At 53.0% G+C, this 23390-nt stretch carries 22 protein-coding genes and 2 tRNA genes; 13 read left to right on the plus strand and 11 right to left on the minus strand.

Features of this window, described 5'->3' with window-relative positions:
• Positions 1-80: 80 nt before the first annotated feature.
• A complete protein-coding gene (rnr, locus tag V6U78_RS06005) occupies positions 81-2786 on the minus strand; it encodes a ribonuclease R (RefSeq protein ID WP_405338438.1) in 2706 nt (901 codons plus the stop codon).
• Positions 2787-2986: 200 nt separating this feature from the next.
• On the opposite strand from rnr, the gene V6U78_RS06010 reads away from it, so the two are divergent.
• Both V6U78_RS06010 and V6U78_RS06015 read left to right on the plus strand, forming a co-directional pair.
• Positions 2987-3073: transfer RNA gene (locus V6U78_RS06010), tRNA-Leu, on the plus strand.
• Positions 3074-3115: 42 nt separating this feature from the next.
• Positions 3116-3202, plus strand: a tRNA-Leu gene (locus tag V6U78_RS06015).
• Between the two features lie 251 nt (positions 3203-3453).
• Here V6U78_RS06015 and sugE read toward each other — a convergent pair.
• Together sugE and V6U78_RS06025 are read right to left on the minus strand one after the other, a co-directional pair.
• Positions 3454-3771, minus strand: coding sequence for a quaternary ammonium compound efflux SMR transporter SugE (sugE, locus tag V6U78_RS06020; protein WP_405338440.1), 318 nt, complete (start codon positions 3769-3771; stop codon positions 3454-3456).
• Positions 3772-3877: 106 nt separating this feature from the next.
• Positions 3878-5308, minus strand: coding sequence for an MBL fold metallo-hydrolase RNA specificity domain-containing protein (locus tag V6U78_RS06025; RefSeq protein ID WP_405338442.1), 1431 nt, complete (start codon positions 5306-5308; stop codon positions 3878-3880).
• 85 nt (positions 5309-5393) lie between these two features.
• On the opposite strand from V6U78_RS06025, the gene V6U78_RS06030 reads away from it, so the two are divergent.
• On the plus strand, positions 5394-5936 hold the full coding sequence (locus V6U78_RS06030) for an outer membrane beta-barrel protein (RefSeq protein ID WP_405338444.1): 543 nt from the start codon (positions 5394-5396) through the stop codon (positions 5934-5936).
• A 73-nt stretch (positions 5937-6009) separates the two neighbouring features.
• Positions 6010-6366, plus strand: coding sequence for a hypothetical protein (locus V6U78_RS06035; RefSeq protein WP_405338446.1), 357 nt, complete (start codon positions 6010-6012; stop codon positions 6364-6366).
• 34 nt (positions 6367-6400) lie between these two features.
• Here V6U78_RS06035 and V6U78_RS06040 read toward each other — a convergent pair whose 3' ends face one another.
• Both V6U78_RS06040 and V6U78_RS06045 read right to left on the minus strand, forming a co-directional pair.
• Positions 6401-6835 carry a hypothetical protein gene (locus tag V6U78_RS06040; RefSeq protein WP_405338448.1) on the minus strand — a complete coding sequence of 145 codons (435 nt, stop codon included), beginning with the start codon at positions 6833-6835 and terminating at the stop codon, positions 6401-6403.
• 48 nt (positions 6836-6883) lie between these two features.
• Positions 6884-7240, minus strand: a complete 357-nt coding sequence (locus V6U78_RS06045; protein WP_405338450.1) for a hypothetical protein — start codon at positions 7238-7240, stop codon at positions 6884-6886.
• Positions 7241-7497: 257 nt separating this feature from the next.
• Here V6U78_RS06045 and V6U78_RS06050 point away from each other — a divergent pair, with 257 nt between their 5' ends.
• Positions 7498-7818 (plus strand): high-potential iron-sulfur protein, encoded by a 321-nt coding sequence (locus V6U78_RS06050; protein ID WP_405338452.1) that lies wholly within the window; start codon positions 7498-7500, stop codon positions 7816-7818.
• Between the two features lie 63 nt (positions 7819-7881).
• On the opposite strand, the gene V6U78_RS06055 is transcribed toward V6U78_RS06050, so the two are convergent.
• Positions 7882-11055: an efflux RND transporter permease subunit gene (locus V6U78_RS06055; protein ID WP_405338454.1), complete on the minus strand. Its 3174-nt coding sequence runs from the start codon at positions 11053-11055 to the stop codon at positions 7882-7884.
• 1 nt (position 11056) lies between these two features.
• A complete protein-coding gene (locus tag V6U78_RS06060) occupies positions 11057-12160 on the minus strand; it encodes an efflux RND transporter periplasmic adaptor subunit (RefSeq protein WP_405338456.1) in 1104 nt (367 codons plus the stop codon).
• Between the two features lie 161 nt (positions 12161-12321).
• Between V6U78_RS06060 and V6U78_RS06065 the strand changes: the two genes are divergently transcribed.
• Both V6U78_RS06065 and V6U78_RS06070 read left to right on the plus strand, forming a co-directional pair.
• Positions 12322-13170: a mechanosensitive ion channel family protein gene (locus V6U78_RS06065; protein ID WP_405338458.1), complete on the plus strand. Its 849-nt coding sequence runs from the start codon at positions 12322-12324 to the stop codon at positions 13168-13170.
• A 228-nt stretch (positions 13171-13398) separates the two neighbouring features.
• Complete coding sequence (locus V6U78_RS06070) at positions 13399-14772, plus strand: KamA family radical SAM protein (RefSeq protein ID WP_405338460.1); 1374 nt, start codon at positions 13399-13401, stop codon at positions 14770-14772.
• On the opposite strand, the gene V6U78_RS06075 is transcribed toward V6U78_RS06070, so the two are convergent.
• The gene (locus V6U78_RS06075) at positions 14773-15447 is read right to left on the minus strand and encodes a SanA/YdcF family protein (RefSeq protein WP_405338462.1); all 675 of its coding nucleotides are present in this window, start codon (positions 15445-15447) and stop codon (positions 14773-14775) included. It abuts the gene before it with no gap.
• A 141-nt stretch (positions 15448-15588) separates the two neighbouring features.
• Here V6U78_RS06075 and V6U78_RS06080 point away from each other — a divergent pair, with 141 nt between their 5' ends.
• On the plus strand, positions 15589-16335 hold the full coding sequence (locus V6U78_RS06080) for a MipA/OmpV family protein (protein WP_405338464.1): 747 nt from the start codon (positions 15589-15591) through the stop codon (positions 16333-16335).
• Here the strand turns inward: V6U78_RS06080 and asd are convergent.
• Complete coding sequence (asd, locus tag V6U78_RS06085; RefSeq protein ID WP_405338466.1) at positions 16325-17515, minus strand: archaetidylserine decarboxylase; 1191 nt, start codon at positions 17513-17515, stop codon at positions 16325-16327. The genes V6U78_RS06080 and asd overlap by 11 nt on opposite strands.
• Positions 17516-17558: 43 nt before the next feature.
• On the opposite strand from asd, the gene pgi reads away from it, so the two are divergent.
• Genes pgi through V6U78_RS06110 form a run of 5 tightly spaced genes read left to right on the plus strand, consistent with a single transcriptional unit; the run spans position 17559 to position 22348 of the window.
• Positions 17559-19214 carry a glucose-6-phosphate isomerase gene (pgi, locus tag V6U78_RS06090; RefSeq protein WP_405338468.1) on the plus strand — a complete coding sequence of 552 codons (1656 nt, stop codon included), beginning with the start codon at positions 17559-17561 and terminating at the stop codon, positions 19212-19214.
• Complete coding sequence (locus tag V6U78_RS06095) at positions 19214-20509, plus strand: hypothetical protein (protein WP_405338470.1); 1296 nt, start codon at positions 19214-19216, stop codon at positions 20507-20509. Before pgi ends, V6U78_RS06095 begins: the two co-directional genes overlap by 1 nt.
• A 3-nt stretch (positions 20510-20512) precedes the next feature.
• Positions 20513-21274 carry an OmpA/MotB family protein gene (locus V6U78_RS06100; RefSeq protein WP_405338472.1) on the plus strand — a complete coding sequence of 254 codons (762 nt, stop codon included), beginning with the start codon at positions 20513-20515 and terminating at the stop codon, positions 21272-21274.
• Entirely contained in the window at positions 21261-21803 is a 543-nt protein-coding gene (locus V6U78_RS06105) for a hypothetical protein (RefSeq protein ID WP_405338474.1), read from the plus strand. The genes V6U78_RS06100 and V6U78_RS06105 overlap by 14 nt, the downstream gene beginning before the upstream one ends.
• A complete protein-coding gene (locus V6U78_RS06110; protein ID WP_405338476.1) occupies positions 21800-22348 on the plus strand; it encodes a DUF3087 family protein in 549 nt (182 codons plus the stop codon). The genes V6U78_RS06105 and V6U78_RS06110 overlap by 4 nt, the downstream gene beginning before the upstream one ends.
• Before the next feature lie 84 nt (positions 22349-22432).
• On the opposite strand, the gene V6U78_RS06115 is transcribed toward V6U78_RS06110, so the two are convergent.
• Together V6U78_RS06115 and V6U78_RS06120 are read right to left on the minus strand one after the other, a co-directional pair.
• On the minus strand, positions 22433-22750 hold the full coding sequence (locus V6U78_RS06115; RefSeq protein WP_405338478.1) for a hypothetical protein: 318 nt from the start codon (positions 22748-22750) through the stop codon (positions 22433-22435).
• Between the two features lie 232 nt (positions 22751-22982).
• Positions 22983-23306, minus strand: coding sequence for a hypothetical protein (locus tag V6U78_RS06120; RefSeq protein WP_405338480.1), 324 nt, complete (start codon positions 23304-23306; stop codon positions 22983-22985).
• Positions 23307-23390: the final 84 nt, after the last annotated feature.

Consider the following 23390-nt stretch of genomic DNA (forward strand, 5'->3'; position numbering starts at 1 on the left):
GTCAAACAAGGGACGCAATAAAATAAAGAAAACGGCTTGCAGGCAAGCCGTTTTGAATACCACTTTCACACAACGCTAGCCTATTTCTTCTTTTTCACTGCCTTTTTGGCTGACTTCTCTTTGGTCTTAGTTTTCACCTTCTCTTTTGACTTCTCTTTTTTCTTGCCTTTGGCTTTTTTGACCTTGTCTTTTTTCGGCTTTTTCACCTTGGCATCAGGCAAAGCATCCGCCACCTTCTCCTTTTTCTTGACTGGCTGTGGCGCCTGCTCGTCTTGAGTCAGCCCTTGTTGCTCAGTCACTTGAGGTTCAGCGACCTTCACTGGTGCTGCAACACGCTTTCTGGGTTGACGTAAAGGCGCAGCAGTGGCTTCAGCAGCCTCAGCTTGGGCCTCAACAACCACGGGCTTGATCGCTCGGGCAGCCGGTTTTTTGCGTGAGGCAGGGGGGCTGGCTCGACCCCGAGAGGTGGCAGGCTGACGAGCAGCTGGACGCGCTGTTTTGGTCGCCGGTGCTTTTTTTGTACGTCGCTTATTACCGTCATTTAAAGCTTCTGTCAGGTCAAAATCGATCTTGCGATCATCAAGATTGACTCGCGAGACCAGCACCTCAACAGCATCACCTAAACGCCAAACGCGCCCCGTCCGCTCACCCTTTAAGCGCTGTTTTTCTGGCTCAAAATGATAGTAGTCACTCGGCAGCGCACTAATATGCACCAGACCTTCGACATAAAACTCATCCAGCTCAATAAACAGACCAAAGCCGACGACCGAGGTGATATGACCATTAAAAACCTCACCAACATGCTCAGCCAAGAACTCACATTTGAGCCAATCCATCACATCGCGCACAGCTTCATCTGCGCGACGTTCAGCCATAGAGCAGTGCTCACCAAGCTCCACCATCTGTTGCGGTGTATAGGGGAGCCACTTTTCAAGCCGCTCCACTGGCTGACCTTCAACACGCAGCACTTGATGGCTGGCACGGTCACTGCGAATCAAGCCACGCAATGCACGATGGACCAGCAAATCAGGGTAACGCCGAATGGGTGAAGTAAAATGGGCATAGGCCGGATAAGACAGACCAAAGTGACCAAGATTCTCAGGTGAGTAGACCGCCTGCTGCATGGATCTCAGCATCATGGTTTGAATCACGGCCGCATCAGCCCGATCTCGAATCTGCGCAAAAAGTGCTTGGTAGTCCTCAGGCGTGGGCTTATCCCCACCGCCAAGCGTGATGCCCAGCTCACCCAAAAAGGCGCGTAAGGTTTCTAAACGCTCGGTTTTCGGCCCTTCATGCACACGATACAAACCAGCCAACTGATGCTTCTCTAAAAAACGCGCTGTCGCCACGTTGGCGCACAACATGCATTCTTCAATGATCTTATGAGCATCATTGCGTACCACAGGCACAATGCGCTCGATCTTCTGATCAGCACTAAAGATAATCCGAGTTTCGCGGGTTTCAAAATCTATCGCACCCCGCTCATCACGCGCCTGACGCAGCAGACGATAAAGCTGCTCCAGATCCTGCAAGGGCTTGACCAGCTGAGGCTGAGATTGCGCCAAGGCTTGTGCGGCCTCACTATCAGGCTCCTGCAACAAGGCACCAACCTGGGTATAAGTCAGACGCGCCTTGGAGTTCATCACGCCTTCATAGAAGCGGTAACGCGTCAGCTGCCCCTTGGCACTGATATTCATCTCACACACCATACACAGGCGATCAACCTGCGGGTTCAGCGAGCACAGGCCATTCGAAAGCGCCTCAGGTAACATAGGGATCACTCGACCCGGGAAGTAAACCGAAGTCGCACGCTGGCGCGCCTCATGATCCAAAGGTGAATCCACCGGCACATAGTGGGAGACATCAGCGATCGCAACCCACAGCTTCCACCCACCCCGCGAGGCTGGGCGGCAATAGACGGCATCATCAAAGTCTTTTGCATCTTCACCATCGATCGTGACGAAAGGCAGATCGCGCACATCGACACGCAAAAGCTTATCTTCTTCTTTGACCTCTGCACCGAGCTGCTGCGCTTGCTCCTGTACCGCTTGCGGCCATTCAAAGGGCAGGTTATAGCTGCGCAGAGCGACTTCGATCTCCATTCCAGCCGCCATAAAATCGCCCAAGACTTCGCTGATCCGGCCCGTGACCATGCGCTTCGGCGCTGGGTGCTCAAGGATCTCCACCTGCACCATCTCACCCTCACGCGCGCCACCAAGATGCTCAGGCGGAATCAAGACAGGATGTTGAATACTGGGGTTTTCAGGTTGCACAACCGCAAAGCCACCCGGCTGGTAAGTCAGGCGTCCTACAAGGCGCTCAACACCTCGCTGGATAATCTCGACGATGACCGCCTCTTTACGACCGCGCTGATCTTTTCCAACCTCACGCGCCAGTACGATATCGCCATGCCAAACCTTGGCGAGTTGTTTGTTATGGAGAAAATAATCTCCACCACCTTGCTCGGGAATCAGAAAACCAAAACCATCTTTATGCGCCTGAACGCGGCCTTTGATCAAATCCAGCTTATCAATCAAAGCATAAGCACGACGCCGATTCGCTAAGAGCTGACCATCTCTTTCCATTGCGATCAAGCGACGACGCAAGGCCTCTATTGAGTCTTCATGGGTCATACCATAAGCACGACACAACTGCTCATGGGTCATCGGACGACCTGCCTCCGCAAGGCAGGCTAAAATATATTCACGGCTGGGTACGGGGGAGGCATACTGCTGCGCTTCTCTTTGCGCCAGTGGATCATGATCGAGCGACCAAGTGCTTGCCATATAAGTCTTCCTTTCTCTTTCTTTTAGTCATGCATTTGACTCAGTTTAGCACTTAATCTGAGCCAATAGGCTGTTTACTTCTTGCCTGAAATGAACGCTGTGTACCCGCCTAAAAAGAGCTGAACAGGGGTTCTGAGCCTGCAGCCATAAAAAAGCTTGCAAGCAAAACAAAAACCTGTAGAATACGCCTCCGTTGGGATGCCCAGATGGCGGAATTGGTAGACGCGCTGGTTTCAGGTATCAGTGGCCGAAAGGTCGTGGAAGTTCGAGTCTTCTTCTGGGCACCATCTCAACCTTCTCTTTGTTGTATCGATGTTTCTTTTGTAAGTGCCCAGATGGCGGAATTGGTAGACGCGCTGGTTTCAGGTATCAGTGGCCGAAAGGTCGTGGAAGTTCGAGTCTTCTTCTGGGCACCACTTACATCTCTTGCTTTAACCCCTCTCTTCTTCTCCCTTCTTTTATTATTTTTATTCTGATGCCCAACATCAGTTAGTTTCTTAATCAGTTAGTTTCTTATCAGCCTGCTTTTATCTTGCGATACGCTGGTTTGCGCTGGTTTCCTCGCTAAGTGTCTATCACGACCGCACCAACATGGCTATACCAAGCCAATCTGCGCCCTGATACAGACCAAAGCGCAGATTGATATCAACACAAGCCCTTATTTACGCTAAGAATGAGCCAGCTTGAGGCCCACAATACCGATACAGATCAATCCTAAGCTGATCAACTTTAGCGGACTGACAGCCTCAGAAAAAAGAAAAACACCAAGCAACGCCGTGCCTAACGCCCCTATGCCAACCCAGATCGCATAGGCGGTGCCGACCGGCAGGTGTTTCAGCGCGACCCCTAGCAGCACAAAGCTAACAATCAGCGCCAGTAGCGTTGCTACACTGGGCCAAAAACGCGTCAACCCATCACTATATTTCAATCCTATCGCCCAGCCGATTTCCAACAAACCAGCAACAAACAGAATGAACCAGCTCATACTCACCTCACAAGAGTCATGGGGTCGTCCCCGGTTTCAATTGAGAGGTGAGGTCGTCCTCACTTCAGACATTTCTGGCAAGCTGTTGAGCCTGACCGGGCTTTCGCTAACGCCCTTCACCACCATCCATCAGCGGACTTTCTGGCTGCAATAAGTCGAGAATCTGCCCTTGCTTAGGTGCGCACGCCTGAGTGATTGGTGCCAGAGCCTCAATCAAGGCCTGCTGACTTTCTTCCTCACCATGCACCAGCAGCAGGGTAGGCCGCTTCTCAAAATGCTGATACCAGTCGATCAAACCTTGCTGATCGGCATGGGCAGAGAAACCATTAATCGTATGCACCCGCGCGGCAACCTGAATTTCTTCTCCCCAGAGTTTGATTCGATCCAGCCCCTCAACCAGTTTCCGCCCAAGGGTGTTGCGCGCCTGAAAACCGACAAACACCAGATGCCCGCCCGGTCTCCACACATGGTTTTTCAAGTGGTGGCGTATCCGTCCACCTTCACACATGCCACTACCGGCGATAATGATCGCACCTGACTTCACTTGATTCAAGGCAACCGACTCTTCGGTGGAGCGCGTGATCTTCAAATTTGGCAGCAGATCACGGTACTGGTGCGCCGACCAGAGGGCCTTGGCCTCATCATCATAGAGCTGGCTGAATTCGGCATAGACCTCGGTGGCTTCGATCGCCATCGGACTATCGAGATAAATATCCCAGTGCGCCATACCCCAAGCTTGGTAATTTTGCGCAAAAAGATAAAGCAGTTCTTGGGTGCGTCCAACCGCAAAAGCCGGAATTAACACATTCCCGCCTGTCTGGCGCGCCTGATCCAGCACTTCGGCCATTTCGGCAAAGCTTGCCTCCCAGCTGCGGTGACAACGGCCACCGTAGGTGCTTTCCATCAACACCACATCTGCATGGTTCAAATAGGTGGGATTGCGCAAAATCGGCGCACCGGCATGACCTAAATCGCCAGTGAAGACCACACGCCGCTGCTCACCGCCCTCCTGCAAATCCAGCTGCACAATCGCCGAACCCAGAATATGCCCAGCATCAAAGAGTGTCACCACAACACCCTCAGCCACCTTCAAGGGCTCGCCATAATCCAGACCACGAAAATGCTGTAGCGCCTTTTCGGCATCTTCTGTGACATAGAGCGGCTCCACCAAGGGCAGCCCTTTGCGCTCACGCTTACGGTTCTGAGTGACGGCATCCCGCTCGTGAATATGGGCCGCATCTAAAAACATAATGCGACACATGGCCTGACAAGCACGATGCGTATAGATCTTGCCCTTGAATCCCTGCTTGATCAGCAAGGGAATACGGCCCGAATGATCAAGGTGGGAATGACTGAGGATCACGGCATCCAGCTGTGCCGGATCAAAGGGAAAGGCTTCGGCATTGGCCTCGGTTTCACGGGCCTTGCCACCCCCTTGCATCAAACCACAATCCAGCAAAATCTGCTGACGGCCAACCTGAAGAAGGTGGCATGAACCTGTCACTTCTTGCGCAGCACCCAGAAACTTGATCTGCATCCTTACCTCTAAGATTTACGATAGTTTACAATCAGAGCTAGATTGACTAGCCTTCGTAACTTTATTCTTTGGTATCCCTATGCACATGTCCAGAAAAATTCTGTTTGCACTTGGCCTTAGCTGCACCTGCCTCCCTGTTTTAGCTCAGCCAGATATCCCTTCTGGTTATCTTGGGATCAACTATGTCCATACTGATCATCAACCCTTTATGGATGATCTTGGCTTTCCAAATGGAGAGCTGACCAACAATGCGCTACAACTGCGGCTGGGTGGACGTGTCAGCAATTGGTTTGCGACTGAACTGCGTGTTGCCACCGATCTCGAACGTCCAGAGGAAAACGGCTGGCGCTTTAAACAGGACTATCAGCTTGGTGCTCTTGCCCGTATCGATGCCCACTGGCAGATCGTCAGTCCTTATCTGGTCACTGGCGTTCTGCATGGTCGCCGCAGCTTAAAGCGCCCCGTGGTGGGAACAGAACACGAAAACTACACTGATCTTGCCCTAGGCTTAGGAATGGATTTGATGATCACACGCGAATTGGGCTTCAATCTCGAATATCTTCGCTATGCTGATTTAGGCTCTGACGCCTACAAGGTGACCAGTGCAGGATTGGTTTATCGCTTTTAGATGGATCTTGACTAGAACCGCGCCAGCTGTTTGACAAGATGGAACACTGTTATTGACCAAGAGGACTCACCCCATGTCTCATATCGCCACCTCATGCTTACCTAGGATCAAGCGCACGGCCACAACCCTCAGCTGGGCCTTGGCGCTACTTTTACTGATCAGTCCATTGAGTTCAGCACAAGCACGCGATTACTACCTCAAGGCCGAGGGTGATCAAGCCATCTTTGCCATGACCACTGATCTGCTGATTGCACGCCCTGTCTTACTCGTCAGTACACTGGCAGGCACAGCCCTGTTTACGCTCGCTCTGCCTGTCACTGCACTGAGTGGCAGCATCGACGAAGCCGCTGAAACCTTAGTACGCCGCCCCGCCAGTGCCACTTTTATGCGCTGCCTAGGCTGTATCGAAGTGCCTGATCAACAGCGTTAATTGACACATCAACACCCAGCCCTAGATTCAGCGATCAAGGCTGAGCTGAATCGAGAGTCGACTCGCCTGCCCCTTGTTCAACAGGTATAACGGGGCTAGGCTGAGCCGATAACAGGTGCACAGGATTGCATTGGCGCACCCGCACTTCGCCTTGGAGTACACTACCGCGCGAATACTCGCGAAATAAGCACTCATTCGTCCGTGGATCATAGGACTGAATCCACAAGTGATCTTCCTTCCATGTCATACCCATATGGTAGGTTCCTGCTGGTTGGGTCAGACTCATCGAACCACCATAGCGTTTGACCAGCAACTGCTCTAGATAAAAGTAATAAAAAGAGTGGCTGATCACCCCGAGCACCAGCGCCACCACCAAAGCCGCCTTGACCTGCCCAAGACGTACGGCAACCAGATAAAAGCTTCCAAAAACCACACACACCACACACAACCAATACAAATGGGTTAGCATCCCCCCTCCTCCACCATCCAGTCCAAAAATGTCAGCCAAGCACGAGACTTAACGCTGCAGCACCAGCTGTTGATGTCGTGCTTCATCACCACGATTGGCACAAAACTCCTGCTCAAGGCCATCAGCATACACCACACGTACATTAAACCCGGCGCCTGGCTGATGGTTCAGAAAAACAAAGCGCGTTTGCTCTGCTGGAAGGCGCAATAATCGCTGCTGGGTTTGCCCCTCGGCATAGCCAAAGTCCAACTCTATGCTCACGATATCTTCTGCCGTACGGTTGATAATCTCGACCAAAAAGCTCTCGCGATTTGGCCAGTCAATCGTTGGTTTAAGCATCCACGCCAGATAGAAACCACAAAGAACAAAGAACAGAATACGACTCAGGGAACGACGTTGCTGCATAAGCCTGCCTTCTTAAGATTTGCCTAATTAACGATATTTTTCTTGCGAACAAAAGGTTATATTGACAGTCACATTGCTGTGGACTGTTTTTCATAGCTCTGAGTATGACGTATTTTTGATCTGAAATGGCAAGCAGACGGCAAACTTGTCGCCTCTGTTGATTTAGATTAATGTCAAAAAGAGCTGGGCACTGAAGAATAGATCCAGCGCAAAAAAAGCAATGCCAAAACTACTAAAAATGATGATGAGGTTGTCCTATGTCTAACACTAGCCGTCGTGCCTTTTTGAAAAAGGGCCTGTTTGGCCTGGCCGCTCTGCCTTTCGGTATGGGTGCACTGAGTTCACAAGCCTTTGCGTCAACCCTGCCTCCGCTGCAGGAAAGCGCACCTCAGGCTCAAGCACTGCATTATCGTAAAGTCGCTGCTGATGCTGCTGATCACCCCAAGTTTGAAGCTGGCCAGTATTGCGATAACTGCCTCTTCTGGCGTCCAGCCAACAATGGTTGCGCCCTGTTCCCACAGAACTCGGTTGAAGCCAAGGGCTGGTGTCAGTCTTGGGTTCGCGCCCCCGGCAGCTGATTCAGCACGCCTGCAAAAACCCAGCTTCGGCTGGGTTTTTTTGGGCCAGTTGATGGCTTGATGTTAAAGAGCCTGCGCCTTTTCTTGTGCCTGTTGTTCACGATGAAGACGCCGATAAGTCAGCGACAGGCGATCTCCCAGTACCAGCATGCAAGGTGTCAAAATCAGCGTCAGCAGCGTCGCAAAAGCCAAGCCGCCAGCAATGGCGCTGGAGAGCTGTCGCCACCACTGGGTAGAGGGTGCACCCCAACCCAGGCTAGGTTCCATCAAATTCACATTGACACCCACCACCATGGGCATCAGGCCAAGAATGGTGGTCATTGCCGTGAGCAGCACTGGCCGCAGACGCAAACAACCGGTTTCCAGCGCAGCCTCCCGCGCTTTTAATCCCTGCTGACGGATGCGGTTGTAAGTGTCGATCAACACGATGTTGTTGTTCACTACGATGCCAGCTAGAGCAATAATCCCCATCCCTACCATCACAATGCCAAAGGCCTGCCCAGCCAGCATCAGACCCAACAGTACGCCGGCAGTAGAAAAAAGAATGGCAGACATCACCAGCAGTGTCTGATACAGGCTGTTGAATTGCAGCACCAGAATCAGCAGCATCAAAAAAATCGCGACAAAAAAGGCCGCCACCAAAAATTGTGCCGCTTCTTGCATATCAGCATCTTCACCGCCGGTCCTGACTGTCACCCCCTCTGGCAAATCAGAAAAATACGGGCGCAACGCAGCCAAGCGTTCATCCAGCTGATAACCGGCTTCCAGATCAGCCTGCAGGGTCAGAGTGCGCTGGCCATTTAAGCGACGCAATGTACCCGTTTTGGGTGCCGCTTCTAGCCGTACAAAGTGACTTAAAGGAATTTGCCCAACAGGGGTCTGCAAGGTCATACGCTCAAGCTGGTCCAGGGTTCTGGCCTGCATCGGCAATCTCACCCGAATATCAACCTCATCCGTGGCATCTTCTGGACGGTAACTGGCGAGCATTAACCCAGTGGTGACCAGCTGTACGGCATGCCCTACTGCGGCAACGTCGGCACCGTAACGCGCTGCGGCCTCACGATCAACCAGAAAGCGCCATTCGATACCTGGCAAGCTGCGATCATCTTGAAAGTCAGTGAATCCTCCTAACTGCTGCATTCGCTCAACCAGCTGCTCCAATGCCTGATCTGCCATCAGGGTATGGCTTGAACTGATTTCTAATACCACTGGCTTGCTATCACCACCTGGTCCCTGATCCTGCTCACGAAACTCCAGATAAAGACCGGGCATATCTGCGGTGCGCTCGCGCATCTCCTGCATGATTTGCCGAGCAGGGCGACGCTGATGCCAATCGATAAATTGAAACTGCAACACGCCAATGGTGTCTTCCGGCATACTGCTCCATAATCCCCCGCCTGGCTGTCCGGCGAAGGAGCGCGCATACAGGGCCTTTATTTCCGGCATCCCCAGTAGGCGCTGCTCAACCTGTCTGACCAGAGCATCACGTTCATACACAGATAAATCGCCACGAGTACGAATGTGTACCTGAGCAAACTCAGGCTCAACATCCGGGAAGAAATCAACCCCGTGATTGAACTGGGCATAAGCCAGATAGATCAACACAATCAGTGACAGCATGCCCGCCAGAGTCCAGACAGGGCGCTGCAATAGATTGCTTAATAGCCGACGATAGGCCTGACCAAAGCGGCTGGACGTCTTGTGCCCGGCATGAAAATCGACGCTTTCACCTTGGGGCTGAGCAACAGTGTGATCCAAGGCAGCGCGCTGAGTGCCACCGGCGACACTCCCCAAAGATGGCAGAAAGATCAGCGCCATAGCCAGTGAAGCCAGCAAGCACAGCATCACCGTGATGGGCAGAAACTTCATGAATTCACCAACCATACCTGGCCAGAAGAGCAGCGGCGCAAAGACAGACAAGGTTGTCGCGGTGGAGGCGGTAATCGGCCAGGCCATACGACTGGCGGCCTGTCGCCAAGCCTCAGACGGCTGTAACCCTTCTTCCAGATAGCGATCTGCCAGCTCGGTGACCACCAAGGCACCATCCACCAGCATGCCGGCCACCAGAATCAGCGAAAACAGCACCATCATGTTGAGCGTATAACCCAGCGACCAGATCAGTAAAATCCCTACCAGAAACGCACCGGGAATCGTGATACCCACCAGCAATGCCGAACGCAGACCCATGGCGGCAATCACGACGAGCATCACCAAGGCGACGGCAGTCGCAACATTATTGAGCAGGTCTTTCAGGGTGTCTTCGACCTCAATCGACTGATCCATAATGTAATCAATTTCCAGCCCCTCCGGCAGGTGAGGCAAGGCGGCCTCCAACAGCGCTTTAATGTGGGTCACTGTTTCGATGATATTGGCACCCGTACGCTTGGTCACTTCTAATACCAGCGCTGGCTGGCCATTGATACGGGCAAAACCAGTTGGATCTTTGAAGGTGCGATGAATGCTGGCCAGATCACCGAAGGTGACCACTTGACTGCCTTCCACCTTGACGGGCATCTGGATCAGATCTTCGAGGGTTTCGATCACCCCCGGCACTTTCATGGCCATCCGCCCAGCCCCAGTATCCAAACTGCCGGCAGCGACCAGCCGGTTATTGAGCGAAACCAGGCTGAACAATTGAGCATAATCGAGACCGTAACTCTCCATCGCTTGAGGATCGACCAAAATCTCCAGCAGATCTTCCCGATCACCGCCGATATCGACTGAAAGAACGCTAGGGAGTGCCTCCAGCTCTTCCTTGATACGCCGCCCAACGCCCACCAGCGTCACCTCATCCAGCGGCCCAGACAAACCTATCGAAAGGATCGGGATGAGCGCCGTATTAATTTCATGCACCTGCGGCTCATCTGCTTCTGAAGGCAGTTTGCTGCGCGCGGTATCCACCTTCTCACGCACATTCTGCAAGGCCCGATCAGGATCAAAACCTGCATCAAACTCTAGCAGCACCGAGGCATGGCCTTCCGCTGCGATACTGGTCATTCTCTTGATGCCTTCCAAAGCACGCAGTTCTTGCTCCATCGGCCGAACCAGCAGGCGTTCTGCATCCTCAGGGCTGATCCCTTCTAGCCCCATAGAAATATAGACGAAGGGAATAGTGATATCCGGGAAGGCTTCCTTGGGGATTGTTAGATAGGCTCCCCAGCCACCCAACACCAGAAACACCAATGCCAGTAATGTTGCGCGGCTGCGCTGAATAGCAGCACGAATCAGGGCATGCATTTCAGCGCGCCTCCGCTGACGTCTGCAGTACTGGGGTCACCGTCTCGCCAGCAGCAACAAAACCACCCCCTAGGGTGATCAGCTGTACACGCGGCGGCAAACCGGCAACCCAGGCACCCTGGGTATCACTACTAAGCAGCTGTACCGGACTGAACACCACGCGATGGTATTCGTCCACATGCTTGACACCAGGCTGACCTCGCTCATCTAGGCTCAAAAGTGCCAGTGAAATAAAGTGTGCGCGGGTGGCTGCCTGATGAATATGCAAGCTGGCACTGGCGCCCGCCAGACGCTGCTGCTGTGGATTGTCAAAGGTGGCTTCTAGGCGAAAAGTGCGGGTCGATGCGTCAGCCAGACTCCCCAGCAAGCTCACTTGCCCCTGAAACCGACGACCATCCAGCAGTGCCAAGGTGACCTCCTGCCCTAGTGAGATGCCCGTGATCCGCTGCTGGGGAACATGGGCCACAGCCTTCAGTGGGTGAATTTGAATCAGCGTGAACAGTGGCTGACCCAGCTGCACAAACTCTCCCAGTTCAACATGGCGCTGTTCCAACAAGCCTTGAAAAGGGGCGGTCGGGCGCGTGTGTGCCAGATCTAGCTCAGCAGCAGCAAGATCCGCTTCTGCTTGTCTTAAATGACTGATTAAACGCAGATAATCCGTTTCTGATAATAAATTCGCGCCTCTGAGGCGCTCAGCAGCCCTGAGTTCAGCACGACGCGTCTCCTGCTCTGCGTGCAGCTGCAGCAAGTGAGCTGGACGGGCGTCCTCCGCCAATTGCAATAGCGCCGTACCCTGCTGTACCGGCTGGCCTTCACGGCTCAGCAAGGCTTGCACCCGACCACTGGTTTCGGCACGCACCTCGACCTGTTGATAGGGCATCAGCTGACCTTGCAAGGTCAAAACTGGCTGAAAGGGCTCGGCCTCCAACCAACGGGTTTCCACTCTGAAAGGCGTCGCAATATCCGAGGCAGCGGAAGAAGTTGGAGCCTGCGTCAGGCTGGAACGGGATTCACCTGTCCATAACCAAAACACCAGCAATAACAGCAGAAGCGCAGCAAGAGCCAAAGAGAGTTTTTTTCTGGTCACAGGGGCGAAGTGAGGCATGCAAAAAGTCCGGCAAGTTGGACAGGGAAAGGGATCACCGAGGAGTGTGCAGCAAAAGAGCAGCGCGCGGCAAGCTCCAAAGACAACCAGAGTTCCAGTCTGATGTTTTATTCGACGGTTGCATCTGCTAGCTTAACAGCCTGACCACAAGGAGAGACCCTATGGATTTTCTGTTCAATCACACTGATCAAGTCACCGCCTATCTGCTTGGCTTGGCTGATCATCTCTGGCCTGCGCTCTTGCTGCTGGTCATCGGTTACTGGGCAATCAAGTCCTTCAAAAAAGGCGCACTCAAGCTGCTGCAGAAAAAGCTGGACCCAGCTGCGGCTCAGTTTGTTGCCCAAATGCTGCATGCCGTGCTGCTGGCTTTTCTGTTCATCACTGTCCTCGGGCAGCTAGGTGTCAACACCACTTCCCTACTGGCGGCACTGGGGGCCTTAGGTCTTGCGGTGGGTCTGGCGTTGAAGGACTCACTGCAGAATCTGGCCTCCGGCTTGTTACTGGTGGCACTGCATCCCTTTAATAAGGGGGATTACATCGAAGGCGCAGGTACCGCTGGGAGTGTCGAAAAACTGACCCTGCTGCATACCTATTTAAAGACACCGGATAACAAACGGGTGATGATTCCTAACAGCAGCCTGACTGGCTCAAATCTGGTCAATTTTTCTGCTGAGCCACGGCGGCGACTCGATATTCTGATTGGTGTCAGCTATGAGGATGATGTACGCCAAGTCAAACAGCTGCTGCTTGATTTAATCGCACAGGAAGAACGCACGCTGGATGATCCTGCGCCTCTGGTGGCGGTGTTTGATTTTGCTGAAAGCTCGGTTGATTTCACCATGCGTATGTGGGTGAAAACAGAAGACTTCTGGGCTGTACGCTGGGCCATGATGGAAAAGATCAAAATCGCCTTTGATGAAGCGGGCATCACCATCCCCTACCCCCAGCGTGATCTTCACGTTCATACCTCCACCCCGGCCTTATCCGACGCCATCGCCCAAGCCGATTAAGCACGGATTGTCTTTGCATCTTCATACCTCTATGCAAATATTTTTGCATAGAGGGCTTTCTATGGCGTATTAAGCGCGTTTTCTGCCCGTCAACTTGCAAAGTTTTGCTTACTTCTGTAAAAGAACCCCACCTAAGCCTTATCCCTTCTGTTGCTCCGTAGCGGCCTGATGATGCCTTGCCCTACGGAAGTATTCGCTCGCTTGATCATCATCTAGAGGAGACGGACCATGAACCAGCGTGTCATGCTCAATACACCCGCCTTAGAGGCCCGCCCCTTTCAAGTCTATACTCAGCGCCAGCTGGATAAAATACAGCCCTTGCAAGCCCTGCCTGAAGAACTGCGTTTTGAGATGCAGGTTGTTAGTCAGGTGCTGCCTTTTCGCGTCAATAACTATGTTATTGAAGAGCTGATTGACTGGAATAATATTCCTGCTGATCCCATCTTCCAGCTCACCTTTCCACAAAAAGGCATGCTCAAACCTGAACACTATGAGCAGATTGCGCAGTTGATGCGAGATCAAGCTCCAGCCGCAGAGCTCAAGGCGGCTGTCGAAGCTGTGCGCCAAGAACTGAACCCCCATCCAGCAGGACAGATGGATTTAAACCTGCCGCTGCTTCATGGCGAGCCACTGCCAGGGATGCAGCATAAGTATCAAGAAACGGTGCTGTTTTTCCCTAGCCAAGGGCAGGTCTGCCATAGCTATTGCACCTTTTGTTTCCGCTGGGCGCAGTTTGTTGGTGATAAAGATCTAAAATTTGCCACCAACGAAGCCACCCGCCTGCACCAGTATCTAGCAGAACACCAAGAAGTGACCGACCTGTTGCTGACTGGCGGTGATCCAATGGTGATGAAGGCCAAGCACCTGCGCCAATATCTTGAAGGACTGCTCAGTCCTGAGTTAGAGCATGTGCAGAATATCCGTATCGGTTCAAAGAGCCTGACCTTCTGGCCCTATCGCTTTGTTACAGATGACGATGCACATGAGATCTTACAGCTGTTTCGTGATCTGATTGCCGCTGGCAAGCACGTTGCCTTTATGGCGCACTTCAACCACTGGCAAGAAATGGAAACACCGATTTGCCGTGAAGCGATACGTCGCCTTCGTGCAACAGGGGCCGAAATTCGCACCCAAGCACCGCTTCTGAAGCATATCAATGATGATGCCCAGCAGTGGGCCAAGATGTGGAAGCGCCAAGTGCAGCTTGGCATGATTCCCTACTATATGTTTGTGGAGCGCGATACAGGAGCCCAGCACTATTTTGAGGTGCCGCTGGTGCAAGCCTGGGAGATCTATCGCGATGCCATGCAGCAGGTGCCCGGTCTATGTCGTACCGCACGCGGTCCCTCCATGTCTGCCGATCCAGGTAAGGTAGAAATCCAAGGCGTGACCGAGATTCACGGTGAGAAGGTGTTGGCGCTGCGTTTTATTCAAGGCAGAAAGGCCGATTGGATACAGCGTCCCTTCTTTGCCAAGTACGATGAAAGCGCGACCTGGCTCAATCATCTTGAACCGGCTTTAGGTGAGACGGCTTTCTTCTATGAAGCCGAGTTTGCGCAGATGAAACAGCACAAGCAAGCGCTGATCGCACGCGAAGCCTGATCAGAAATCAAGTGGCTCAGGATCACCCAAGATCCTGGGCACGCGCTGCCAGAGATGCAGATCACCCAGAGTACGCATCCTGGCCGCCACCTCGCGCAACCAGAGGCGCTTCATATCCTGCCAGTCTGGACCAGGCGCAGCGCATCCCGCCACCTCCAGCCCAAGAGATTCAGCAATATAGAGCGCACGCGGCAGATGGTAATCCTGCGTGACCAGCAATGCACGCTGCAGCTGAAACACATCACGGGCACGCTTTAAGGTATCAAAGGTACTGAGCCCAGCATAATCCAGTGTTGTGCTGGTGGTGGGCACCTCCAGATCCTGCAGGGCACGCTGCATACGCAGGGGCTCGTTGTAATAAAAGGTGCGGTTATCGCCAGAAAGAAGCAGATGCTCTACGCGCTGGGCATGATACAAGGCTGCGGCCTGCTCAACGCGACCAAAAAAATGCGGGTTAGGTGCACCCGAGCGCAAAAACTGACTGGTACCAAAGACGATCGCGACGGAAAAATCATTCGCGCACAGCTCGACCTGCTGCTCGATTTTGCTTTGCTGGCGCAGCACAAACCAGCTATTCAACACGAGCAGCAATAAAACGCAGAAGAGGGCTATCAAAGCAAGGCGCGAGAACCAACGCATCAACCAGCGCACAGGTTTTTCCTTATTTGTCATCATCATGACACTTATCTAAACACGAAATGTCATTCAGCGCGATACGACTTCCTGCTTGTTTTCTGCTGGATTGGATTGCACTCAGAGCGCGAAAACATTAGACTCACCAGTCTAAATTTGCACTCACTGAATCAAGGGTAATCTATGTCTCGATACTGGCGACTCTGGCTCTGCCTGATGGTTTTTTTCTGCCTACCGGCGCAAGCCCAGTTCAGTGCTGGCATAGGGTTCAGCGCCAGCCAAAGTCCCTATCAGGGCGTCAGCAGCAATCCGAACACCATCCCTGCTTATGTCAACTACCAAGGCCAACGCCTTTATCTACGCGGCACTGAACTTGGATTCGCCCTCTGGCAACAAGGCGATCGCCAACAAGCCTTCAGCCTCAATGTGATCGCCAGTGGGCGCTTGGCTGGGTATCATGCGAGTGACTCGGCTTTTCTCACCGGCATGGCAACACGACGCTGGTCTTTAGATGGCGGGCTGGCTTTATCTGGACGCCATCAACAGCATCTTTTTTCTATTAAAGCTGTGCATGATCTTTTGGATCACCACCAAGGCTATGAGATCAGTGGTTACTATGGTCACCTGTTGCGCCTTCATCCACGCTGGACACTGACTCCTGGGGTTCAGCTGAGTTGGCAGAATGATGATCTGGTCGATTACTATTTTGGTGTACGCTCAGAAGAGGCCAGAGACGGGCGGGCTGCATATCAAGCCGCTGGGGGGTTAGAGCCACAAGTCAGTCTGATGAGCCTGTGGCAAATCAGTGAGCGCCAGCAGCTGATCGCCATCGCGCGGGTGCGCTACCTCGCCAGCGAGGTCAGACAGAGTCCGCTGGTTGACCGACGTCATACCAGCGGCGTGTTTCTAGGCTACATTCTCAGTTTTTGATCGCGGAAGACGCGGTGGAAGACTCAACGGATGCTGTCTCTTGCTCATCCTGCATGTCTTCTTGCTGCTGTTCCTGCTGCTCAGCCGAGGCGTGATCGCCTGATTCCGGCTCTGTGTGTGGCGCGGCAGCTTCAGTCGCTGGGCTGGCTGGACTCAGTGCGGCAATCTGTGCCACGCCTTCACCCATACGCACCGCACTGCCAGCGGCCAAATCATCACGCCAGGCAACAGCTTGTGGACCAAACAGCAGAATCACCGTCGAACCCAGCTTAAAGCGGCCCATCTCAGCACCGCGCTCGAGCAGGATCGGCGCTGGATCAGCAAAGTTTTTCACTGTCACACGCCGCGCTGGTGGCGCAACCTGGCCATCCCAGACAGTTTCAATACCAGCCACGATCATCGCGCCGACCAAAATCATCGCCATAGGGCCAGCCGGGGTCTCAAAAAAGCACACCAGGCGCTCGTTACGCGCAAAAAGATTCGGCACTTGATCGGCCGTGGTTTGATTCACTGAGAACAACTGCCCAGGAACGTACAAGGTTTCCAATAGCTTGCCTTGTACTGGCATATGCACGCGATGATAGTCCTTGGGCGACAGATAAATAGTCGCAAAGCTGCCGCCAACATAAGGCTGGGCACGACTTAAATCACCACCGAGCAATCTTTGTAGGCTATAAGTCTGCCCTTTGGCTTGCAGGATACGGCCTTCCGTAATCGGCCCCATTTCACTGATCACACCATCGGCGGGACTGAGCAGCTGAGCTGGGTCTGCTGCCAGTGGCCGCACGCCTAGCTTGAGTGCCCGAGTAAAAAAGGCATTAAAGTGGGCATAGGCTTGTGGATCTGGCTGTTCTGCCTCGCTCATATCCACTTGAAAACGCCTGATAAACAGACTGATCAGAGAGTTTTTAATCCAGCCAATACGCGTTTCTGCAAGACGACCGGTCACACGCGAGATCAGATGCTGAGGAAGAAGGTACTGCATCCACACAAAAAGTTTTTCTTTATTCACGACATTTTCCTTCACTTGGCTGATGCCGAAGCTAATGATCATCCCAAGAGGAAGCACGCCACTTCTTGGACTCAGGTGCATCTTACCAGTGCGCTCGCGCTGGAGACAGTCATCCACGCCATCAATCACATCCGCTTGATCCTGGTTGGTTAATTTCCACTGCTGCACCTGCTATGATCGCGTCTTTATTTGTGTAGAAAATGGTGATTGCATGTCTCGCCCAAGTTGGACGCCTGAATGGAAGGCTTTAGAAGACCTTGCTCAACAGCAGGGTGCATTACATTTGAAGGATCTCTGCTTGGATCGCCAGCGTTTTGACCTATTCAGCTGGCGCAGTGGCGCACTATTTTTAGATCTCTCCAAACAAAGACTCACGCAAGAGACCCTGCCTGCGCTATTCAAGCTGGCCCGAGCGCAAAAACTGGAGCAGGCGATTCAAGCCCTACTCAGCGGTGCGCCCATCAATACCAGCGAGCAAAGACCGGCACTGCATACCGCACTGCGCTTGCCCGCAGATGCCGAGCTTTGGGTCGAGGGTGAGAATGTTAATCTGGCGATCCAAGCCAGTTTAGAGAAGATGGCCCAGCTGGTTGAGCGGCTGCATCAAGGACAGTGGCGCGGCGTCACCGGACACCCAATTACCGATGTGGTCAATCTGGGAGTGGGCGGCTCTGATCTTGGCCCACTGATGGTCACCCATGCCTTGGCCGAATGGCGGCCTGAAGACATCGCACCGCTGCATCTGCATTTTGCTTCCACAATGGATGGTTCGCAGCTGGCTGAGCGGCTTCAACTCCTGAACCCAGAAACCACGCTGTTTATTATCTCATCCAAGTCTTTTAGCACCATCGATACACTCACTAATGCTGCAACGGCCAAGCACTGGCTGGTGCAGCATCTTGGACAAGAGGCTCTGGTGCTGAAGCAGCACTTTATTGGTGTTTCCGCCAAGGCCGAAAAGATGAGCGCTTGGGGCATAGATCCCCAGCATCAGCTCACCTTCTGGGACTGGGTCGGGGGGCGCTACTCTCTCTGGTCTTGCATCGGCCTGCCTATCGCACTGCAAATCGGTATGGCTGGATTTCGTGCGCTGCTGGCAGGGGCGCATCAAATGGATCAACATCTGGCTCAAGCGCCGCTAGAAAGCAATCTTCCTGTGCTGCTGGCACTGGCCGGAATCTGGAATATCAACTTCTTGGGGATGAGTGCCCAAGCCATTCTGCCCTATGATGGTCGCTTAAAATACCTGCCAGCCTATCTGAGCCAGCTTGAAATGGAATCCAATGGCAAGAGCACAACCCAAGAAGGCGAGCTGGTCGACTATGCTACCTGTCCCATTTTATGGGGTGAGCTCGGCCCCAATGCCCAGCACGCCTTTTATCAGTTGCTGCATCAAGGCACTGAAGCCGTACAGTGTGATTTTATTGCCCCCATCCGCCGTTATGAGCAGATACGTGATCCACAAGCACGCCATTATTTCCAAGGGCAGCATCGTTTAGCACTGGCCAACTGCCTCGCCCAATCGCGTCTATTGATGCTCGGTGATGCGGCCGTACCCGATCAACACACCCAGCGCGATGCGCATCTGTTTTATCGTGGCAATCAACCTTCTTCCACTTTATTACTGGATGAACTCACTCCCTCCAGCCTCGGGCAATTGCTGGCTCTCTATGAGCATAAGGTGTTTGTGCAGGCCAGCATCTGGGGCATCAACCCCTTTGATCAATGGGGCGTTGAGCTGGGCAAAAAAATTGCCCTCTCGACTGAACAAGCCCTGCTTGGCCAGACTCAAATGGCGTTTGATCCTTCGACCGAAGGCCTGCTGGCTCTATGCCTCTCTTCTGATCCACTGCAAGGAACTCACTGATGGCGCTGTTGACTTTTTTCTCGCCACTGACCCTGTTTTTCATCGCCCTGATTCTGGTGATGACGCTCTATTTTCATGGTCCTGTCTACTCACTCCGAACGGTCAATGCGGCTCCGTCTATCTTGACCAGCGTCGGTATTTTCGGCACCTTCTTTGGTATCGCGCTGGGATTGATGGAGTTTGATGCCCAGGATGTCGAAAGCAGTGTGCCGCAACTCATCGAGGGCCTGAAAACCGCTTTCTGGTCTTCGATTGCGGGTTTGCTCGGCGCGATGACCATCAAAATGCGCCATGTGCTGAACCATGTGCGCGGTCTGGATGGTAGCGTGCAGGTCACAGGCGCGACCATTGATGACCTCGCCACGCTGCTGGGCGATATTCGCCTGCTGCTGAAGGACTCCGGCCTCACGCGCATCGATGAACAGCTCGCCAAGAGTGATCAGCGTCTCAGCGCCAGCTTAAAAGAGCTGGTCAGCGGTATAGGGGCTTATCAGCAAAGCCTCGCCGAAGCCAATAGCCAAGCCCTAGTTCAGGCTTTAGATCATCTGTTGCAGGATTTCAATCAGCAGATCGGCACCCAATATGGCGAGAACTTCCAGCAGCTGAACCAAGCCGTTGGACAGATGCTGCAGTGGCAGGAAACCTATAAGCAAGAACTGGAGCAGCTGCTGACAGAACAGCGCGCCAATGGCCAGCTGCTGACCCATGCCACCGAGGCCTATCAAACCATGGTCGAGCACACCCAGGCCTTTAATCAGGTGGCCGATACCCTCGGTAGCGTGATGCAGGGCCTGCAAGAGCAATCCAGTGCACTCGGCCAGTATCTCGACTCCTTGGCGCGCTTAGTCAATAAAGCGGGCGATGGCCTGCCCAAGCTGGAAGAGCGTATTCACCTGCTCACCGATGGGCTGGCGCAGCAGCTTGGGCAACAGCATCAGCAGATGCAACGCCTGCTGGATCAATCAGGACAGCGTGTGGCACAGAGTGTCGAACATCTCGACCATATTCTGAGTGAGCGCCTGGATCATCAGCTTGAACGCCAACACAAGTGGGTCGAACGCCAGCTGGATCGGAGCGAACAACAACTGGTACGCATGGATGCCGCGCTGGAACATGAGCTGACCCATTCACTGCAAACCTTTGGCAGCCAGATGGCCGCACTGTCAGAGAAGTTTGTCAGTGATTACCTCCCCTTGACCGATAAACTGCGCGAAGTTGTGCAGCTGGCAGAACAGATCCAGCCTCAAAAACAACGCCCCACACCGCCTTCTCAGTCCACAGCAACGGAGGCTTAAGGCATGCTGGAGCAACAGGAAGAAGAAACCCTCGCTGGGGAAGAAGGCGCGCATTGGATTTCAGTCAGTGATTTAATGGCTGGATTGATGATGGTCTTCTTGCTGGTCGCCGTGGTCTTTATGGTGATTGTACAAAAAGAAAGCGAGCGTATGCGTCAGGTTGCGGAGGTGTATATTGATCTGCGCCAAGCCCTGTATGATGATCTGCTCACTGAGTTTGAGCAGGACTTGCCACGCTGGGGAGCAGAACTCACGCCGGATCTAGTCATCCGTTTTCAAGATAGCGGCCTGCTGTTCACGCTTGGTTCGGCAAGCCTCAGACCGGCTTTTGAAGAGATTTTGGCTGATTTCTTCCCGCGCTATCTGCGCGTGATCACCCAGCCTCAATACAAGGAAGATATCGAGGAAGTGCGTATTGAGGGCCATACCTCCAGTGATTGGACCAACGCCCGCACACCCAGCGAAGCCTATATCAACAATATGCGCCTCTCTCAAGAAAGGACGCGCTCTACGCTTGAGTTTTTGATGGCGCTGGAGGCCGTCAACCATCAGGCGGACTGGTTTAAGCGTAATGTCACCGCCAATGGGTTGTCTTCGTCGCATCCGATTATCAACGCAGAAGGCCTAGAAGACAGCGAACTCTCGCGCCGAGTTGAGTTTCGCGTGCGCACAGATGCAGACAGCCGTATCCGCAGCCTGCTTGAGGAAACCCGCCCAGCACGATCTGTTTCAGCATCACCAGAGGCTTCCGATGCAGCTTCCTGATTTCACGCACTTTGCGCCCTTTCAGCAGCTCAGAAAAACCATGGGCGCGCGGCGGACAGGGCACTTTGAGCTTTTTGATCCTCACAAGCATCTGACTGGGCAGGAGCGCTCACAACTCGATCAGCAAGGGCGGCGATTAAGACTGGATCAGCTGCGTGCGCTGGCCGATGGCACCTGGGCCTACAAGAATACGCGCTTGGCCGTCTATCGTGCTGAAGACCCCCATTACCATCTTGCTCAATGTCCTCAGCTAAGCCAGTGGGGAAGGAATCAACAGGTTTGGGTGTCCACCCGGCGTACTGGCAAACTCCCCTTGGCAGGTCAGGATCAGCCACTGAGTATTTGCCCTGATTGCTTGCAGTTTTTAGGCTATAAGGGCTTTGATCTCAAACGCAATCGCAAGATCGCCTACAGCAAAAAACTACTGAGCCTGTTCAGCCGCGAAGAATTTTATATCGTCTATCCCCTCTACCCAGTGCAGGGTATTGAGTCTTTGCCCCTCCACTCAGCGGAACCTAACCGATCATGAAGCAGCCTGCCCCATTCAGATTAGAAAAGCTCGATCCTGAAACCTACCGCCATAAAACCCGCACCAGCAGTTTGATCTTAATTCTGATCTTTGCCAGTCTCGCAATGGGGTGTGCAACGCTTTTTGTCGCTTGGTGGGGACAACCCGGCAGTAATTTTCGTCTGAACCTGCTCGGGGTGTTGAGCGGCCTCGGGCTCACGCTCCTGTTAGTGAAGCTGTATCTCGCGCGCCAGCCTTTTATGCGTGAGGCGGTCTACTCATGGCGGCTCAAACGCCAGCTGATGCGCATCACCAATGTCATGCACAAGATCAAGCCGTTAGTTGAAGCCGAGCAGATTGCCGCACTCTCTGCGCTCTGTTTTTATCATCGCGCTTTAGAGCAGATGCACTATTTAGAAGGGAATGATGTGGGTGCTTTAGAGCTTAAGGTCGAGAAGCAGCAGCTGATTGAAAAGATGCAGGCGCTGGGCCTAGAAACAGAAATCACCACCTTCGATCCTCAATGGCTTGATCAGATCAACGCCCACGCCAAGCAACAATCCTGACCAGAGCGCATTCAGCATCTCAACCTAAAAAAAAGAGCCCATCTAGGGCTCTTTGATGACCAGCGTGCAAGGCACGTGGCCGTGTTAACGCTTCAGCTGCACCTTCTCCATCAAGGTCTCGACCAAGCAGGTGCGATAGTGCACATCCTTGGCACAGCGCTCGAGGTGTTTTTCTAAGCGCAACGCCACACGATCAGGAATGGTGATTTTTTTCACCGCTGGATTGCGGCGATAAACCTTTTGCCACACCTGCTCCAGAAACTCGGGGGTGCCAGCACCAATCCGCTTTTCCAGATTACGTCCAGTGACATGATAATTCTCTGCTATCAGGCGTCGCGCTTCATGCGCAATCATATTTTCTAGTGCCTGCTGAGAAATCCCTTTTTCTTTTAATCTTTGCATGATTCCTCCTTCGAAGAACCCTGACCCTTCTCGCAAGCAGGAGAAGTCCTGCTCATCCAAGTCTGGGTGGAATCAATAAAAGACCAGCTAGGGAACCTCTGATCAACGTCACGAGCACAGGTCAAGCAAGGCGAAATTGATCGAAAAAGCGGAGTTTACACGGAGTAAATGAGCATTTTGAGACCCAATTTCAACGCAGTATGACCAAGCGCAGTAGTTAATCAGAGGCTTCCTAGTGTGCACGCATCGAGGGATTTGGTAACTGCTTTTTCTGTTCCATCATTAAAGCGGTGACGTATTCAGCGCGTGTTGACGCATTAACAGGTTTATCTCGTGCTGCACACCAATCGATTAAAGCCTGCACATCCACCCAAACCTTCTCGATCAGAATACCCCTTGTAGCAAAAACGTCAATCATTTCGAGGCTTTTTGCCTCCCACTCTGCCCAAGTGGCCTCAAGCCGATCTGCATCTTCTGCAACCGCCTTGAGCTGCTCCCATTGATCCGCCTGAAACCAGCACAAGCCGGCTTGTTGAGGTGTCGATGAGCTGCTCATATTCACTCCAGCTGATAATTAAAATCTCAGTGTAGCACAGCCAAGCCACCTTCTCTTGCTGGCTCCTTGCCTGATCTGGTATGG

Origin of the sequence: Marinospirillum alkalitolerans, assembly GCF_045055655.1 — a bacterium.
Classification (GTDB): domain Bacteria; phylum Pseudomonadota; class Gammaproteobacteria; order Pseudomonadales; family Halomonadaceae; genus Marinospirillum; species Marinospirillum alkalitolerans.

Bases quoted from the DNA above. Each gene is read 5' to 3' on its own strand.
- rnr (WP_405338438.1), bottom strand. From the start codon at position 2,786: ATGGCAAGCACTTGGTCGCTCGATCATGATCCACTGGCGCAAAGAGAA.
- sugE (WP_405338440.1), bottom strand. From the start codon at position 3,771: ATGAGCTGGTTCATTCTGTTTGTTGCTGGTTTGTTGGAAATCGGCTGG.
- V6U78_RS06025 (WP_405338442.1), bottom strand. From the start codon at position 5,308: ATGCAGATCAAGTTTCTGGGTGCTGCGCAAGAAGTGACAGGTTCATGC.
- V6U78_RS06030 (WP_405338444.1), top strand. From the start codon at position 5,394: ATGTCCAGAAAAATTCTGTTTGCACTTGGCCTTAGCTGCACCTGCCTC.
- V6U78_RS06035 (WP_405338446.1), top strand. From the start codon at position 6,010: ATGTCTCATATCGCCACCTCATGCTTACCTAGGATCAAGCGCACGGCC.
- V6U78_RS06040 (WP_405338448.1), bottom strand. From the start codon at position 6,835: ATGCTAACCCATTTGTATTGGTTGTGTGTGGTGTGTGTGGTTTTTGGA.
- V6U78_RS06045 (WP_405338450.1), bottom strand. From the start codon at position 7,240: ATGCAGCAACGTCGTTCCCTGAGTCGTATTCTGTTCTTTGTTCTTTGT.
- V6U78_RS06050 (WP_405338452.1), top strand. From the start codon at position 7,498: ATGTCTAACACTAGCCGTCGTGCCTTTTTGAAAAAGGGCCTGTTTGGC.
- V6U78_RS06055 (WP_405338454.1), bottom strand. From the start codon at position 11,055: ATGCATGCCCTGATTCGTGCTGCTATTCAGCGCAGCCGCGCAACATTA.
- V6U78_RS06060 (WP_405338456.1), bottom strand. From the start codon at position 12,160: ATGCCTCACTTCGCCCCTGTGACCAGAAAAAAACTCTCTTTGGCTCTT.
- V6U78_RS06065 (WP_405338458.1), top strand. From the start codon at position 12,322: ATGGATTTTCTGTTCAATCACACTGATCAAGTCACCGCCTATCTGCTT.
- V6U78_RS06070 (WP_405338460.1), top strand. From the start codon at position 13,399: ATGAACCAGCGTGTCATGCTCAATACACCCGCCTTAGAGGCCCGCCCC.
- V6U78_RS06075 (WP_405338462.1), bottom strand. From the start codon at position 15,447: ATGATGACAAATAAGGAAAAACCTGTGCGCTGGTTGATGCGTTGGTTC.
- V6U78_RS06080 (WP_405338464.1), top strand. From the start codon at position 15,589: ATGTCTCGATACTGGCGACTCTGGCTCTGCCTGATGGTTTTTTTCTGC.
- pgi (WP_405338468.1), top strand. From the start codon at position 17,559: ATGTCTCGCCCAAGTTGGACGCCTGAATGGAAGGCTTTAGAAGACCTT.
- V6U78_RS06095 (WP_405338470.1), top strand. From the start codon at position 19,214: ATGGCGCTGTTGACTTTTTTCTCGCCACTGACCCTGTTTTTCATCGCC.
- V6U78_RS06100 (WP_405338472.1), top strand. From the start codon at position 20,513: ATGCTGGAGCAACAGGAAGAAGAAACCCTCGCTGGGGAAGAAGGCGCG.
- V6U78_RS06105 (WP_405338474.1), top strand. From the start codon at position 21,261: ATGCAGCTTCCTGATTTCACGCACTTTGCGCCCTTTCAGCAGCTCAGA.
- V6U78_RS06110 (WP_405338476.1), top strand. From the start codon at position 21,800: ATGAAGCAGCCTGCCCCATTCAGATTAGAAAAGCTCGATCCTGAAACC.
- V6U78_RS06115 (WP_405338478.1), bottom strand. From the start codon at position 22,750: ATGCAAAGATTAAAAGAAAAAGGGATTTCTCAGCAGGCACTAGAAAAT.
- V6U78_RS06120 (WP_405338480.1), bottom strand. From the start codon at position 23,306: ATGAGCAGCTCATCGACACCTCAACAAGCCGGCTTGTGCTGGTTTCAG.